Annotated in this window: 15 protein-coding genes and 1 tRNA gene; 9 read left to right on the forward strand and 7 right to left on the reverse strand. The window is 64.2% G+C overall.

Features of this window, described 5'->3' with window-relative positions; translation table 11 throughout:
• Positions 1-3 precede the first annotated feature (3 nt).
• Positions 4-345 (reverse strand): DUF2516 family protein, encoded by a 342-nt coding sequence (locus NEK97_RS13255; protein ID WP_257370352.1) that lies wholly within the window; start codon positions 343-345, stop codon positions 4-6.
• A gap of 10 nt (positions 346-355) precedes the next feature.
• Positions 356-1,540: a PLP-dependent aspartate aminotransferase family protein gene (locus NEK97_RS13260; RefSeq protein ID WP_257370353.1), complete on the reverse strand. Its 1,185-nt coding sequence runs from the start codon at positions 1,538-1,540 to the stop codon at positions 356-358.
• A gap of 82 nt (positions 1,541-1,622) precedes the next feature.
• Here NEK97_RS13260 and tmk point away from each other — a divergent pair, with 82 nt between their 5' ends.
• The 3 genes from tmk to NEK97_RS13275 are packed head-to-tail and all read left to right on the forward strand — an operon-like array spanning position 1,623 to position 5,010.
• Positions 1,623-2,312, forward strand: a complete 690-nt coding sequence (gene tmk / locus NEK97_RS13265; RefSeq protein WP_257370354.1) for a dTMP kinase — start codon at positions 1,623-1,625, stop codon at positions 2,310-2,312.
• Entirely contained in the window at positions 2,309-3,460 is a 1,152-nt protein-coding gene (locus NEK97_RS13270) for a DNA polymerase III subunit delta' (protein ID WP_211711397.1), read from the forward strand. Before tmk ends, NEK97_RS13270 begins: the two co-directional genes overlap by 4 nt.
• Positions 3,461-3,468: 8 nt before the next feature.
• Positions 3,469-5,010 carry an alpha/beta hydrolase gene (locus NEK97_RS13275; protein ID WP_257370355.1) on the forward strand — a complete coding sequence of 514 codons (1,542 nt, stop codon included), beginning with the start codon at positions 3,469-3,471 and terminating at the stop codon, positions 5,008-5,010.
• Here NEK97_RS13275 and NEK97_RS13280 read toward each other — a convergent pair.
• Entirely contained in the window at positions 5,007-5,738 is a 732-nt protein-coding gene (locus NEK97_RS13280; protein ID WP_257370356.1) for an HAD family hydrolase, read from the reverse strand. The two genes, NEK97_RS13275 and NEK97_RS13280, sit on opposite strands and share 4 nt — an antisense overlap.
• A 202-nt stretch (positions 5,739-5,940) precedes the next feature.
• Here NEK97_RS13280 and NEK97_RS13285 point away from each other — a divergent pair.
• The 5 genes from NEK97_RS13285 to NEK97_RS13305 all read left to right on the forward strand — a co-directional run bounded on the left by NEK97_RS13285 (position 5,941) and on the right by NEK97_RS13305 (position 10,413).
• A tRNA-Thr gene (locus NEK97_RS13285) sits at positions 5,941-6,013 on the forward strand.
• Between the two features lie 213 nt (positions 6,014-6,226).
• Positions 6,227-7,249 (forward strand): DUF6454 family protein, encoded by a 1,023-nt coding sequence (locus NEK97_RS13290; RefSeq protein WP_257370357.1) that lies wholly within the window; start codon positions 6,227-6,229, stop codon positions 7,247-7,249.
• Positions 7,250-7,309: 60 nt separating this feature from the next.
• On the forward strand, positions 7,310-9,007 hold the full coding sequence (locus NEK97_RS13295; protein ID WP_257370358.1) for a phospholipase C: 1,698 nt from the start codon (positions 7,310-7,312) through the stop codon (positions 9,005-9,007).
• Positions 9,008-9,035: 28 nt separating this feature from the next.
• Positions 9,036-10,118 carry a glycerophosphodiester phosphodiesterase gene (locus NEK97_RS13300; protein WP_257370359.1) on the forward strand — a complete coding sequence of 361 codons (1,083 nt, stop codon included), beginning with the start codon at positions 9,036-9,038 and terminating at the stop codon, positions 10,116-10,118.
• Positions 10,119-10,239: 121 nt separating this feature from the next.
• A complete protein-coding gene (locus NEK97_RS13305; protein ID WP_211711403.1) occupies positions 10,240-10,413 on the forward strand; it encodes a CsbD family protein in 174 nt (57 codons plus the stop codon).
• Positions 10,414-10,524: 111 nt separating this feature from the next.
• Here the strand turns inward: NEK97_RS13305 and NEK97_RS13310 are convergent, their stop codons facing one another.
• From NEK97_RS13310 to NEK97_RS13320, 3 genes are all read right to left on the reverse strand, one after another.
• Positions 10,525-11,748 (reverse strand): amidohydrolase, encoded by a 1,224-nt coding sequence (locus tag NEK97_RS13310; protein WP_257370360.1) that lies wholly within the window; start codon positions 11,746-11,748, stop codon positions 10,525-10,527.
• Between the two features lie 48 nt (positions 11,749-11,796).
• Positions 11,797-12,534, reverse strand: a complete 738-nt coding sequence (locus tag NEK97_RS13315) for a hypothetical protein (RefSeq protein ID WP_257370361.1) — start codon at positions 12,532-12,534, stop codon at positions 11,797-11,799.
• Positions 12,535-12,595: 61 nt separating this feature from the next.
• Positions 12,596-13,345 carry a DUF5058 family protein gene (locus NEK97_RS13320; RefSeq protein WP_257370362.1) on the reverse strand — a complete coding sequence of 250 codons (750 nt, stop codon included), beginning with the start codon at positions 13,343-13,345 and terminating at the stop codon, positions 12,596-12,598.
• A 272-nt stretch (positions 13,346-13,617) separates the two neighbouring features.
• Here NEK97_RS13320 and NEK97_RS13325 point away from each other — a divergent pair, with 272 nt between their 5' ends.
• On the forward strand, positions 13,618-15,060 hold the full coding sequence (locus NEK97_RS13325) for an amidase family protein (RefSeq protein ID WP_257370363.1): 1,443 nt from the start codon (positions 13,618-13,620) through the stop codon (positions 15,058-15,060).
• Here the strand turns inward: NEK97_RS13325 and NEK97_RS13330 are convergent.
• Positions 15,041-15,997 carry an Lrp/AsnC family transcriptional regulator gene (locus tag NEK97_RS13330; protein WP_257370364.1) on the reverse strand — a complete coding sequence of 319 codons (957 nt, stop codon included), beginning with the start codon at positions 15,995-15,997 and terminating at the stop codon, positions 15,041-15,043. The two genes, NEK97_RS13325 and NEK97_RS13330, sit on opposite strands and share 20 nt — an antisense overlap.
• Positions 15,998-16,070 lie beyond the last annotated feature (73 nt).

Genomic DNA, 16,070 nt, shown 5'->3' on the forward strand with positions numbered 1-16,070 from the left:
TGTTTACCAGGGGCCGTATGGTCCGACGTTGCGGTTGCCGCCGCTGCCGGCTTCCTTGAGCGCGGGACGGACGTCGGCGAGGTAGACGGAGGCTGCGGTCACGGCAGCGATGCCGAACAGGCCAAGCCCGTTGCCTCCAGTGAAGACCGTCAACGCGCCGATGGCGAAAGCGACACCTGTAAGGGCCAGCCAGAACGTCTTGGTGCGCTTGGACGCGGCCACGAACAGCGTGGGCCGGTGCCGCAGGCAGTCCGCGAAAGCCCACACTTCAAGGGCGAGGGCCACCAATCCCAAAATGAAGTAGACCGCGTTGGTGACAATAGCGATCAAGAATTTTCCGTCCACGCCCTTTAGCCTAGCTGTCCAAAGACTTCAGCGCTTGGTCCAGGTCCGACCAGAGGTCTTCGACACTTTCGATCCCGACACTCAACCGGACCAGGTTCTCCGGAACGCTGACCGGCTCAGCCGCGTGCCGGCGTCGACGTTCTATAAGGGACTCCACCCCACCCAACGAGGTGGCGGGGAGCCAAAGCTGCAGGCCCCGGACCAGTTCGTCCGCGGCCTCAGCGCCGCTTCGGTGGTGGTCACCGGCGATCTGGATACACAGGATGGAACCGAAGCCCTTCATCTGATCCTTGGCACGCTGGTGGCCTGGATCGGTGGCCAGACCGGGGAAACGGATGGTTTCCACGCGTGGGTGGGTGCTGAGGCGTTCGGCGAGCGTGGCCGCCGAGGCTTGCGAACGTTCGATCCGCAGCGCCAGCGTACGCAGGCCCCGCAGGGCCAGCCATGCTTCAAAGGGTCCGGCGATGCCGCCGTGGATGATCCGGTGGTGCAGCAGCGTGGCCCGCAGTTCCGGGTTGGACGTCACCAACGCACCGAGGACGACGTCGGAATGCCCGGCGAGGTACTTGGTTACCGAGTGGAGGACGACGTCGGAGCCCAGGCTCAGCGGCTGCTGCACCAAGGGCGTCGAAAAGGTGTTGTCCGTGACGACGAGGGCGCCCACGGCGTGTGCAGCGTCAGTGAGGGCGCGGATGTCGGCGATGCCGAGCATGGGGTTGGTGGGGCTCTCAAGCCAGAGGAGGTCGGCTTTCTTGCCCTCCTCGGGGCTGATCAGGGCCTTGACAGCGTCCGTGTCCGTGATATCAACGGTCCGCAGCTCCAGGAAACCCTTCTCCGCCAACTCGGTGGCCATCACCAATGAGCCCGAGTAGCTGTGTGAAGGCATGACCACTACGCCGCCGGCCGGAACCAGCGAAAGCGCCGAACTGACGGCTGCCAGGCCGGACGCGTAGAGCAGGCCGGGAAGGGATGCGCCCTCGAGCTTCGCCAAGGCATCCTCGAAAGGGTCCCACGTGGGGTTGGCGTAGCGTCCGTAGCCGCGGTCCCCGTCGTTCAGGGAGCCGGTACCGAAGTATGTGGAGGAAAGGACGATGGGCGGATTCACGGGCTCATCATGGGCACGCTCCGGGCGGCCAGCAGCCACCACAACGGTTTCCGGGGACAATTCGGCAGCGCGCTGATCGGAAAGGCTCATGGTTTTAGCGTAGCCGCGGCCAAGGCTGTGGATGAAAGGCGTTACGCGCCTTGATGTCAGTGAAGCTCGGTAGGCTAGACGCGTGAGTATTCCGAGAGCAGGTCTTTTTATCGCCTTCGAAGGCGGGGACGGAGCGGGCAAGTCCACGCAGGCCGCCCGGCTCTCTGACGCCCTTGAGTCACGCGGACTTTCCGTGCTGCGAACCCGCGAACCCGGCGGCACTCCCATTGGCGAGAAACTTCGCTCCCTGGTCCTGGACCACGGACACGGCACCATCGATGCGCGCACCGAAGCCCTCATGTTTGCCGCAGCCCGCGCCGCACACGCCAGCCAGGTCATCCGGCCGGCCCTTGCCGAGGGGACGGTGGTCATCACGGACCGCTACGTCGATTCGTCGGTTGCCTATCAGGGCGCTGGCCGCGGTTTGGGCGCCGAAGGCGTTTTGACCCTTAATGAATGGGCTACTGAAGGGCTGCATCCGGACCTGACAATACTGCTCGACGTCGATCCCGCCGCCGGCCGCCAGCGCCGCACCGCAGGAGACGCCGCCGAGGACCGGCTGGAGTCGGAACCTGACCACTTCCACTCCACTATCCGCCACGCGTTCCTGGACCGGGCAGCGGCGGACCCGTCAAGCTACCTGGTACTGCCGGCGAACGCGGACATCGAGTCGCTGACCGCCAGGATCCTGGACCGGGTGGAGTCGTTGTTGGCTGGCCACGTTCCGGACGTGCCTGTTTCGGACGTGCCTGTTTCGGACGTGCGTCCGTGAGTGTCTGGGACGACCTCCAGGGGCAGGCGCCCGTCGTGGCGCAGCTGAAGCAGGCGGCGCAGGGCGAAACCGGCCTCACGCATGCCTGGCTGTTCACCGGTCCTCCCGGGTCCGGCCGTTCCAATGCAGCCAAAGCGTTCGCTGCTGCCCTGAACTGCGAGCAGGACGACGTCACCCGTCGCGGCTGCGGCGAATGCGCGGCCTGCCACACGATTCTGGGCGAGACGCACTCGGATGTGACGTTCGTGCGGACCGAAAAAGTCACCATTACTATCGACGAAGCCCGCGAACTCGTGTCCAAGGCCGGAGACCGGCCAGCCACGGGCCGTTGGCGGATCATTGTGGTGGAGGATGCGGACCGCATGGCGGAGCGCACCACCAACGTGTTGCTCAAGGCCATCGAGGAACCCACGCCACGCACCATCTGGATGCTGTGTGCCCCTTCGCCGGCCGATGTCCTGGTCACTATCCGGTCGCGATGCCGTCCGGTGAGCCTGCGGCTCCCGCCGGCCTCCGATGTCGCGGACCTCCTGGTAAGGCGCGACGGCGTTGATCGCCAACTTGCGGACCGTGCTGCGCGTGCTGCGCAAAGCCACATCGGTATCGCCAGACGTCTGGCCCGTGACGCCGACGCCAGGGAGCGTCGTTTGGAAACCGTCCGGATTCCCTTGGGGCTCCGGGGCGTCACGGCTGCCGTGATGATGGCCGAGAAACTTGTGAAGATCGCCACCGACGAAGCGAACAGCTCCAATGACGAACGCGACGCGGCAGAGAAGATTGCCCTGCTCGCTAGCCTTGGCGCCCCGGAATCCGGAACGCTGCCGCCCTCCATGCGCAGCCAGGTAAAACAGCTTGAGGATGACCAGAAGCGGCGCGCCAAGCGCTCCATCACGGACTCGCTGGACCGCACTTTGACGGATTTGCTGTCCTTCTACCGGGACGTGCTGATCATCCAGTTGGGGAACGCCGTGGAGCTGGTCAACGTTGAGCTCAAGGGCGAGCTGGAAGAGTACGCCGGTCGTTCAACCCCGGAAACCACCCTTGCCCGGATGGACGCCATCAACAAAGCACGTGTCCGCATCACCACCACCAACGTGGCCCCGCTGTTGGCCGTCGAGTCCATGGCTACCAGCCTCATCCAGCAATAGGAGAATCCATGAAGTCCGCACCACGCCGGTTCGCAGCGCTGTGCGTCGCTCTCGCTTCCTTGCTGGTACTGAGCGCCTGCACCCTTCCGTTCATGCCCACCCCCACGGCCAAGCCGTCCACCAGCACGGTGGACCCGTCCATCGCCGCTTCGGCTCCCAAGGGTTTGGAGAAGTTCTACTCCCAGTCCGTGGAGTGGAGTTCATGCGAGGACGGATTCCACTGCGGCAAAGTCCAGGTGCCCTTGGACTACGCAAACCCCGACGCCGGCGATATCTCGCTGTCCATCATCAAGCTGCCCAGCACCAGCAACAAGCAAGGCACCGTCCTTGTGAATCCTGGCGGACCGGGCGGCTCCGGTGTGGACTTCGTGAAGGACGCAGGCAAGACCCTCCTGACGGAAAAGCTCCGCGCCAACTTTGACGTGGTGGGCTTCGATCCGAGGGGCGTGGGCCGTTCAGCCCCCGTGACCTGCATGACCGATGCCGAACGGGATGCTGCCCGCGCGAAGGTCTTCAGGAAAGACACTGACCAAGGACTTGAAGCCGCTTTTGCCTTCAACAAGACGTTGGCACAGCAGTGTTCCCAGCAAACCGGCGCGGTCCTGGGCCACATAGACACCGTGAGTGCTGCCAAGGACCTGGATGTCCTGCGCGCTGTCATGAACGATGCGAAGCTGAACTACCTGGGCTTCTCCTACGGGACTTTCCTTGGGTCCACCTACGCCTCGCTCTTCCCGGACAACGTGGGTCGCCTGGTCCTGGACGGGGCCGTGGATCCCTCCATCAGCAATGAAGCCTTGACTGCGGGACAGGCAAAGGCCTTCGAACGGGCCATCCACACCTACGTGGCCAACTGCCAGCAGCAAAACTCGTGCCCGCTCAGCGGGTCCGTGGACAACGGCGTCCAGGAGATCAGGGACCTCATCAACGCCGTGGACCAAAACCCGCAAACGGCGAAGGACGGCCGCCTGGTGACCAGCAACGACTTTGTCAATGGCCTGATCCTGCCGTTGTACAACGACCAAAGCTGGCCAGCCCTCACCCAGGCACTTGACGCTGCGTTTTCCGGCGACGCTTCCCCCATGATGCGGCTCGCAGATCTGGGAGCGGACCGCGAAGCCAACGGCACCTACAGTTCCAACTCCGCCCTCGCGTTCCAAGCCATCAACTGCCTGGACTACCCCATGGTCAGTGATCCCGCCGCAATGCGGGCAGAGGAAGCCCAGCTCAAGCTGGACTCCCCCACGTTCGGTTCCTTCTTCGCTTATGGCGGTGTCAACTGCAGGGACTGGCCGTACCCGCACACACGGACACCGGCACCTGTGGAGTACAAGGGATCCGCACCAATCGTGGTGGTAGGCACAACCGGCGACCCCGCAACTCCCCTGGAATGGTCCGAGTCGTTGCGCAAACAGCTGGGAACCGCATCCCTGGTCACATGGGAAGGTGAGGGGCACACCGCCTACGGCCGCAGCAACACCTGCGTCAGCAACGCCGTCGACGACTACTTTGTCGACGGGAAGCTGCCGCAGGATGGCCTGAAATGCTAGAGGTGCCTGGCTTCGCGCTTTTCCACCAGGAGCGGGAGCTGCTTGATGGAGTCCACCACGGCGGTTGCGCCGGCAGCGCGCAGGGTGGCCTCCGAATGCGAGCCGGTCAGCACGCCGGCGATGAGCGACGCCCCTGAACGTACGCCCGACACCATGTCCGAACTCGTGTCCCCGACTACGGCCACCTCCCGGACATCGTCGAGATCCAACGCGAGCACGGCCGTCAGGATCATGTCCGGGTAGGGTCGGCCCCGTCCGGCGTCCGCGGGGCACAGGCTAAGATCCGCGAGCCCCATCCAGCCGAGCGATTCAAGCACGGTATTCTGCGTGTGGCGGCCAAAGCCGGTGGCAAGGCAGATCTGCATGCCGGATTCACGCATCCACAGGATGGCGTCCTCCGCCCCCGGAATGGCGCGTACGCCGCCGTCGTCGATCATCTCGTCGTAGGCCTTCTCGAAGACCTTGTTGGCGCTCTCTGCGGTGGCTGCATCCTCAAAAAGGTGGCTGAATACCGTCATTTTCGAGAATCCCATAGTGTCGCGGGCGTAACCAAGCATGCTCTCGAACCGGCTGCTGCCGGGTTCTATGCCATGTTCCACTAGTGCCCGGGACATGGCCCGCTCCGTACGGCCGTCGTCGGTGATGGTGGTGCCCACCATGTCCACCACCGCGAGCCGCAGCCTGTTGGGTGTGTGGCTGGCGTCCGTGATCAATGCGTCCCCGGTCATTGGGCGGCTCCTTCGGCTTGTGTGCGTGGCACGGTTGGTTCCCCAGCTTCAGGCCGCCGGGAGACCGCAGCCTGAACCCGGCCCGACATGCGGGTGAACATCCCCGCAACGGCCGCCGCCGCCCTCGTTTTGACCCGGGCGCGCTGCCTCTATTACAGTTATGTCTTGCGTGATCGCCCGGGAAACCGGTGATGAACGCGGTGCTTCCTTAGCTCAGTCGGTAGAGCGTTTCACTCGTAATGAAAAGGTCATCAGTTCGATTCTGATAGGAAGCTCTGAGCAAGCCCCGGATAGCCCTCCTTCAACGGCTATCCGGGGCTTTTTGCTGCCTAAGGCCCGTAAGCCTGACGTGGAGCGACCTCTCACGTGCCCGTACTGCCGTGGTTCCACCCTTCAGATGGGCGCTGTTCACCATCGCGCCACTTCCGGTTAATTACCCATAAGTAACTTTGGAGTTCCTGTTGAGACCCCAACCTTAAGAGGCCCCCATGAGCTCCAAAACCACCCGGCGCGCCATCACAACGGTCGCGTCCCTGATACTTGCCGCAGCGGCGATCGCCAGCACCACGGCAGCGCAGGCCAATGAACCGGGCAAGGGCGCAAGCCCCGCGGAAACCGGAACCCACCACGAAACGGATACCGCACTGGCCGACGCCTTCAACCACGTCGACCGAAACACCGCCTGGCAGCAGACCTCCAAGTTGAAGCTGAACTTCCCGACCTATCACACCGAAGGAATTGCCTACAGCCAGGACCACATCTTCCTCTCTGCCGTGCAGATCACGGAACCCACCGTCAAATACACGGCACCGCAGGACGGTTACGACCGCACCCCTGGCAAGGGCATCGGCCACCTGTTCGTCATGGACCGGTCCGGGAACCTGCAACAAGACATCATCCTGGGCGAGGGCGACATGTACCACCCCGGCGGCATCGACTTTGACGGGACCAATGTTTGGGTTCCAGTCGCCCAATACCGACCCAACAGCAGCGCCATCATCTACAAGGTCGACGCCACGACCCTGGCTGTGCACAAGCAGTTCGAGGTCAAAGACCACTTCGGCGGCATCGTCCTGGACAAGCAGACCGGCCACCTGGTCGGCAACACCTGGGGCTCGCGCCGGTTCGCCGAATGGAACCTCCAGGGCAAGGAACTGTCCACTTGGGACAACCCGAACTACTTCGTCGACTACCAAGACTGCCAGTACGTCCCCAACGCCAAAATGCTCTGCGCCGGGGTAACCAACCTCCCGCAGACCCCCGCTGCCGGCGGCACCACGGCAACCTACGAACTTGGCGGCATGGCCATGATTGACCTCAAATCCCACGAGGTATCCCGCGAGGTGCCGTTCCAGCAGTGGTCCACCGCCGGGCACGTGGCCACCCGCAACCCGTTCAAGATGACCGCCGACGGGAACCACCTCACCATGAAGGTCGCCCCGGACAACGGCGAAGAAGGCAACGGCACCGAAATCCTCACCTACGAAGCCGACGTCGCGCCCGCCAAGTAACACGCCCAAGACCCGCCGCCCCGCGGCAATCCACACCCAAACTGAACGATTGGATACCCCATGCCTATTCAGGCACGCGTTACCCGCAAACGAGTGGCCGCCGCGACCGGCGCGGCCGCCCTCGCCGCCTCAGCCCTGGCGGCTGGACTGGTCGGATTCGGCGTGGCCCCGGCCACCGCCCTTGAACCCCAGGGCGATACCGCCACGCCGATCAAGCATGTGGTGGTGCTCTTCCAGGAGAACGTCTCCTTTGACCACTACTTCGCGACGTACCCCAACGCGGCGAACATTCCGGGCGAGGCCCAGCAGGGCTCCGGCACACCGGCTGCCGCATTTAAGGCATCCGAGGACACACCGAAGGAAATCAATACTCTCGCCAAGGCTGGCCTGCTGGCTCCGAACAACCCCAACTCGGTCCAACCGGCGCGGCTGTCCCCGATGCAGGCTGTCACCTGCGACCAGGACCACGAGTACACCGCCGAACAGAAGGCGTACAACGGCGGGCTGATGGACAAGTTCGTGGAGTTCACGAGCAAGGATGCATGTGCACCGAACCAGTACGGGCGCCCCGGGCTGACCATGGACTACTACGACGGCAACACCGTCACCGGAATCTGGAACTACGCCCAGAACTATGCCATGAGCGACAACCACTTCAGCACCGTCTTCGGGCCTTCCACCCCCGGCGCGCTGAACCTGGTCTCCGGCCAGACCCACGGTGTCAAGGAATTCACGGCAGCCGGCCAGCCTGTGAACCCCACCGCCAGCGACTACACGGTCCGCGTCCCCGACTCCAACGGCGTCGGGACCATGATCAATGACCCGGACCCGGTCTACGACGACTGCTCCAACAACAGCCACGCCAAGACCAGCAACCTCGCCGGCATGACCGGCAAGAACATCGGCGACCTGCTCAACGACCAGGGTGTGTCCTGGGGCTGGTTCCAGGGCGGCTTCGCACCCACCGCCGCGGCAACCGCCACGACGCCCGCTGCCTGCAAGAGCACCCATAACAACGTCGCCGGAGTCTCCAGCACGGACTACAACCCCCACCACCAGCCCTTCCAGTACTACGCATCCACTGCCAACCCCCACCACCTGGCCCCAGCCTCCGACGCGGAAATCGGGCACAACGGCCAGGCGAACCACCAATACGACCTCACCGACTTCACCAAGGTCGTCAACAGCGACAACATGCCCGCTGTGTCCTTCCTGAAAGCCTCCAACTACCAGGACGGCCACGCCTCATACTCAGACCCGGTCGATGAGCAGAACTTCATCACCAAGACCGTCAACGAGATCCAGCAGTCCAAAAACTGGGACAGCACCGCCGTCGTTCTCGCCTACGACGACTCCGACGGCTGGTACGACCACGTCGCCGCCCAGCCCAAGAACGCCTCCAACAGCCCCGACGACGCCGCCTGGTGCCAGAACGCCGCGGCCAACGGCGTCCCCATCGCCGGCGGGTACGCTGACCGCTGCGGCCCCGGCCCGCGCCAACCGCTCGTAGTCATCTCCCCCTATGCCAAGAAAAACTTCGTGGACCACAACGAAACCGACCAGGCCTCGATCCTGCGCTTTATCGAAGACAACTGGCATACCGGCCAGATCGGCGACGCCTCAGCGGACGCCGCCGCCGGAACCATGAACGCCATGTTCAACTTCCACCACGAACGCAACGACAACGTCCTGCTCAACGAACAGACCGGCGCCATCGCCAACATCACCCACAAAGGCCACGACAACAAGCGCAACTAGGCGCCACCCGACCCACTTTGGAGAACCCATGAAATACACGAAGCTGCTGACCGCGGCCGCCATTACCGCCGGCCTCGCCCTGGGAACATCCCTCCCGGCCCACGCCTCGGACACCAACCCCCACGGCACCGACAACCACTTTGACCTGCAAGCGCACCGCGGCGGCATCGGCCTGACCGTCGAATCCACGCTCGCCTCTTTCGCCAAGGGCATCGAGACCGGCGTGTCCACCCTGGAGATGGACCTGCAGATCACCAAGGACGGCCGGGAGGTCATCACCCACGACCGGAAGATCAGCGGCCAGAAATGCAAAGACACCGCACCCGTCACCCCGGGTGACCCGTCCTACCCGTACGTCGGCAAGTACATCAAGGACCTCACCTTCGACCAGGTCCGCAGCCTGGACTGCGGCTCCCAGACACTGCCCCAGTTCCCCGGCCAACAGCCCTCCCCGGGCGCGAAGATGCCCACCCTCGCCGAAGTTTTCGACCTCGCCAACCGCTACCGGGCCAGCCAGGTCAAGTTCAACATCGAAACCAAGGTCGAAGCCGGCGCACCCGAAGAGACCGCGCCGCGCGAACAGTTCGTCGAGGTGGCCCTGCGCGAAATCAACAAAGCACACATGGCAGAACGCGTCTCCATCGAAAGCTTCGACTGGGGCTCGCTGCGCCTGGTGAAGGAACGCCAGCCCGGCATCCGCACCGTCGCACTGACCAACAAGGACTTCCTCCAGGCCGGACAACCGGGCAAATCCCCCTGGCTCGGCGGCATCGACGCGGACGACTTCGGCGGGGATCTGGTGGACGCTGCCGCTTCCCTCGGCTTCGACGCCATCTCCCCCGTCCATGGCACACCCCAGAACGGCACCGTCACAGACCCCGGCTACGTGCCCTACGTGAACGCCGACATGGTGGCCCGCGCCCACGCCAAGGGAATGCAGGTCATCCCCTGGACCGTCGATGACAAACCAACCATGCGCAAACTCATGGACGACGGCGTGGACGGCGTCATCACCGACTACCCGGACCAGCTGCGCGCGGTTATGGCCGAACGGTCCCTGAAGCTGCCCAAGCAATACACTCTGCAACCGGGCATGTCAGCCGCCAAATAGCCCGACGCAGGTCTTCATTGCCCGCGGCTTCGAGTTACCAGACTTGCCAACCAGATACTAAGACTGCTTAGTATGGAGGCAGCCGAATACGAACGGCTGCCGAACCAGAGGAGGAAACACCATGGGACTGGGCGACAAGATTGAGAACGCTGCCGAAAAGGCAGGCGGCAAGGGCAAGGAAGCTGCAGGCAACGCCACCGGCGACGAAAGCCTGAAGGCTGAGGGCCAGACTGACCAAGCCAAGGGCGATCTGAAGCAGGCCGGCGAAAAGGTCAAGGACGCTTTCAAGGACTGACAAGACATCACGGGAAAGGCGCGCTCAGCGAACGGGCGCGCCTTTTTCGTGCCTGCAGCTGGCTGGGTTGGAGCAGCAGACTATGCGCAGGCAGCCCGGCGCATGCGTCCCTCAGTTCCCGAGCCGGGACAACAAAACCGCGACGGCGGCAGAGACTCCCCCGGCCAGTGAACCTTCCAGCTCGGGAGCGAAGAAGGGCGAGTGGTTGACCGGGACAGGCCCTTCAAGCCCGGCAACCGGCGTCCCACCGAACATCCAAAACACCGACGGAACACCGATAGCAGTGCCGAGGTGCCCGAAGTCCTCGCTGCCCATCATCGGAGGAGTGATTTCCACCGACTCGGCCCCCAACGCCAGCCGCAGCGCCTCCAGCACGGGAGGAACGGCGTCGGGGTCGTTGAAGCACTGCGGGAAACGGTACATTTCCTCGATGTCCGGCCCGGGTGCACCTGACGCGGCGGCCTCGGCCGTAACGATGCGACGGACCGCGGCAAGGACCTGGCGACGGACGTCCTCATCGAACGTGCGAATGTTGAGCGTGAACTCGGCCGACGCCGGAATGATGTTCTCCTTAAGGCCCGCATGGAAGGTCCCAACGGTGACGACGGCGGACTTCCGCGGGTCGAGCTCGCGGGACACGATCCCCTGCAACCGGGTGACCATGTGTGCGGCCATGACGATCGGATCAATGGAATCCTGCGGCTGTGAGCCGTGTGATTGCTGCCCATGTACGGTGACCCTGAGTGAATCGGCCATGGCAGCGACCGGTCCGCTGGAGATCGCGACAGTGCCCACCGGACGTGGCATGACGTGCTGCCCGAACACCACTTCCGGCTTCGGCGCCTTGTCCCATAGTCCGTCGTCGAGCATGGCAAGCGCGCCGGCTGCAGTCTCCTCGCCGGGCTGGAAGATCAGCACCAGCGTTCCTGACCAGACGTCCCGGTTGTCTGTAAGCACTTCGGCGGCACCCAACAGGCTGGCCACGTGCGTGTCGTGGCCGCAACCGTGCATGACGGGAACCACCGTGCCATCCGGGAGCGTGCCAGTGTCCGTGCTTGCATAGTCGAGGCCGGTTGCTTCCTCGATGGGAAGGCCATCGGAGTCGGCGCGGAAGGCCACCACTGGTCCGTCGCCGTTCCGCAGGACGCCCACAACGCCGGTTCCTCCGCAGCGGAAGTGCTCGATGCCGAGCCCGTCCAGCTGCTCCTCGATCACGGTGGCGGTGGCGAACTCCTGCATGGACAGCTCCGGGTGTGCGTGGAGGTGCCGGTACAACTCGTGGAGCTTGGCTGTCTGGTTGGCGTCGAGCATGGGGAGGGTAGCTGTGGCTGTCATTTGTCCTGTCTTCCTTCGCGGGTGATGGCTCTGTTCTGTGGGCTGCTGCTACTCGATGTGGATGGGCTTCGCCTCAGCGATGGTGGCCTTGCTGCGGAAGAACCAGGCCAACAGGATGGTCCCCAGAACGGCGATGGCGGTGGAAACCATGGCGAGTGACGGCACCAGCGGCAACACCACGAACACGACGACGGCCGAGACCAGCAGGGCGAACACGGTGGTGCGGGGCTGCTTCATGGACACGATGGCCTGGACCAGCACGGCACCCAGCACAGTGGGCAGCACATACAAGCGGGTGACCATCAAAACCGAAGGCGGGATGACGCTGATCAACCACGTGCCCAGGAGCCCAACAAAGATCGCCAGCGAGGTCAGGTGGACTACCGCGGCGCCACAGATGGCGACGACGGCGGCAAGTTCAGCCCGCTTGCTGCCCGGCTTTGCGCCGATGTTGGTTTGGGCGATCAGCGCGGCAGGCAGGAGCTTGTTGGAGATGTTGCCGATCATGAACGCCTGGTACATCGCGGCTGGCCCCAGGATCGGATAGTACGTGAGCGGCTCGACGATCCAGATGATGCCGAACGTTGCAGCGACGGCCGCAAAAGCGACCCAGAGCTGCGCCGGTCCAATATCGAGGCCGGTGGCGAAGACAAGGTACAGCGGACCGGCAACGGAAATCAGCAGGCCGGCGATCATGGTGATTTGGCCCCAGCGGGACGTGGTGCGGTTGAAGTCCGCCATGGAGGCGGTGCTGGTGGTGGTGGGATCAGAGGTGATGGAAGACATGGGGTGTTCCTTTCGTGCCCGGGTCAGGTGCCGGTGTGGAGGACGACGGCGGCGGGCCGGCTCAGGCGCCGGCGGCCAGATAAGCGGCGGCCAGGCCGATGACGATGGAAATCCCGAGACCCCACTCCCGCAGCCAGCTCTTGCCCAACTTCTTGGCCAGCAGGAGGCAGGTCCCCATAACGGCCGCGGAGACGATGAAGGACAGCACATGGATGCCGGACTTGGGCAACTCGGTGAGCCCCAAGCAGGAGAAAGCTCCGATCAGTGCCGCCGCCGGGACGATGGCCATGGCCGCGGGGTTGATGGAGCGGATCTTGGCGTCGCCTTTGCGCAGCAGCGGCGTCAGAATGAGGGTGGCGAGCATCCACATGGCTCCGCCGATGCTCATGGCGAAGAACGCGACGGCGAAGACACTTTGCGTATAAGTGGCGTCCCCAAGCTTGGCGCCCATGGACCCTGCTGCGATGCCGGCGGCCGAAACGTCGTAGGCTGCGGAGCCGATCAGGCCGATACGGGACAGGACCGCCGGGGCTCCGAAAAGGCCCAGGAGTGCAATGGCTACAAGGGAGACAGCCAGGGAGGGGCCAATGGCCGATACGGCGCCCGAACGGAATGAGGTTTTGATGTCCTGCGTACTCATGTCCACGGAGGGGGCTGCGCGTCGCGCCGCTTTCATGAAGATCACGGATTGGATGATGATGACGCCGAAGACGCCGGCCACGCAGATCCACAGCACGGGATTGTTGGCGATGGCCATGATGTCGGTGGAGTCAGTGGGGGCGAGGGGTTGAAGTGCCAGGGGTTGGAACAAAGGAACCTCCGGGTGTTGGCCCCGCGGCAACTCCGTGACCGAACCACGCTGTGCGGTATGCGGCGCCGTAGGGCTAATCCTTACCCTCCGACCAGATCGGCCAGCGGGTTACCAACACCTTCTGCTATGAGCCGGATCACACACAAGAGCTGACGGAATCAGCCACATGAATGGCCGAATCGGTCAAAGCTTGCCATCACTCGATCGAGACTTCCCTACCTCGGTGTGACCCGGCACACTTTCAGGCAGTAGACATCCAGCAAAGGAGCACCATGTCCGACACCATTGGCGAGCTGTCCGCCGTCGAACTTTCCGCAGCAATCCGGGGGAAGAAAATCTCGGCGCGGGAAGCGTTGGCCGATCACCTGGACCGCATTGCCGAAGTGAACCCCGTGATCAACGCCGTGGTGACCCTGGACGCCGACGGCGCCCAGGAGTTGGCCCATCGCGCCGACCAGCTGACGGCTTCGGGGGCTGACCTGCCGCCCCTCCACGGCCTGCCCATGACGCACAAGGACACGAACAACACCGCCGGGATGCGCACCACCCAGGGCTCCCTCGCCTTGCGCGACTTCGTACCCGACGCCGACGACCTCATCATCGCGCGGCTCAAGGCAGCCGGCGTGGTCAGCACAGGGAAGTCGAATGTTCCCGAGTTCGGCGCGGGCTCGCACACGTTCAACGACCTCTTCGGCACCACTACCAATCCCTACGCACCAACCCTGAGTGCCGGAGGCAGCAGCGGCGGGGTGGCCGCCGTCGTAGCCTCCCGCGTCCAAAACATCGGCGACGGCAGCGACATGGGCGGTTCGCTGCGCATCCCGGCTTCCTTCTGCAACGTGGTGGGTTTCAGGCCGTCGACGGCGGTCATCCCCATGCCGTCCGATGTCAACGCCTTCGCGTGGCTGGGAAGGACCGGACCGATGGCCCGGAGCGTGGAGGACATTGCGTTGTTCATGTCCGTCACGGCAGGCAAGGATCCGCGGGTTCCGCACCCTGAGGGCCTGGATCCTGAGGTTTTCCGCTCCAGCATGGAGACGGACATGCGCGGCGTGCGGATCGGCTGGTCCCGCGACTTTGGCATCGGCGTGCCTGTGGAGCCCGAAATCGTGGAACATCTGGAACGGCAGCTTTCCGTTTTCGAGGAGCTCGGGGCGATCGTGGAAGAAGCGACTCCCGATTTCAGCGAAGCGGACCTGGTGTTTGGCAACACGCGCGCCATGGACTTCGCTGCTGGCCTGGGGCCCCTCCTGGCCCGCGCGGGGGACGTGATCAAGCCTGAAGTGCACTGGAATGTGGAAAAGGGGTTCGCGTTGACGGCCCGGGACCTCATTGAAACGGCGGCAGCCCGGACCCGGTTGGAACGTGGCATCCAGGACTTCTTTGGCCGATACGATCTGTTCGCCAGCCCGTGCGCCCAGGTGCTCCCCTTCGACGCCGCCCTCCGATATCCCTTGGACGTTGCCGGCGTACCCTCCGAGACCTATCTGGATTGGATGCGATCGGCCTGCCTCCTCTCGGCCACCGGCCTTCCTGTGCTCAGCGTGCCGGCGGGATTCAGTTCCTCCGGGCTGCCCATCGGCCTCCAGTTGGCCAGCAACCACTACACGGATATGCAGCTGCTCCGCTACGGCCACGCCTTCGAGCAGCGGACCCGGTACGCCGCCGTCGCGCCTGTTGTGAAAGCCGAGCCTGTTACCACGGCGAGCGCATGACCCGTCCCCCGCGCTTTCGCGCGTCCAGCAGGATCGACACGTCCACGCCGGTGGCCTCCTGGGCCCACTCTGAGTCCGTGATGAAACGGTAAAGGGAGGACATGTCCTCCACAGTGACGTCGGCCATGATCTGGTAATTGCCGGCGATCGCGGCTGCATACCGGACCGTGGGAAGTTCAGCGAGGCTCTTTCCTACACGCTCAACGTGCTGCGGCGAAGCCCTGATCCAGAGCAGCGCCTCAACAGACAGGCCAAAGGACGCAGGCTCAACAATCGCCCGCACATGGACCTGGTTGTTGGTCAGCAGCCATTCGCTTCGCCGCCGCGCGGTGGCCTCCGACACCCCTACCCGACGCCCCAGCGCTTCGAAGCTCATCCTGCCATCAGCGCACAGTGCGTCGATGAGTTCGTTATCCTGGCGGCTCATGTGCTGCTGCCTGACCAGGATGCCGGAGTCCTGCGCGAGGTTCGAACGCAACGCCTCGGCCTTATCTGCCGGAAGGACTTCCGGCCGCCAGCCGCGAATCGTGCGGAAGTATCGGAGCACCGGATAGCTGGTCGAATCCCTGAGCCCAATGGTGGATGGGAGTTCATCTGACAGGACGTCCCCCATCCGGCCCGTTTCGGTGAGGACTTCGGCCACGCAGTCGCCCGTGCCCGTTGTGGTGTAGACGAACGTGGTGTCACCGCGCTGGGAAAGTGCATTCGCGGCTGCGCGCACTGTCCCGGGCAGGCACCGCATCTCCACCAACACCACCGCGGGCCTCGGCCTGATCCCCACTACCGCTACGGCACCGGACTCCAGCAACTGCGATCCGCGTCGGGCGACGGTCCGCTCGGCCTCCCCCAGCACGGCGGCCATCTTGCGCCAGGGACATCTGGGATCCAGTTGCAGGGCAGCCACGATCTGCCGCTCCAATGCGTCAAACACCGCCATGCAGGCTCCGTCCGGTCTGTGCTGGTGAACTGGGCGTATGCGCCCGGGGGCTCCTCCGGGCAACTGCCGAGAG

Source organism: Paenarthrobacter sp. UW852 (assembly GCF_024608385.1).
Classification (GTDB): Bacteria; Actinomycetota; Actinomycetes; order Actinomycetales; family Micrococcaceae; genus Arthrobacter.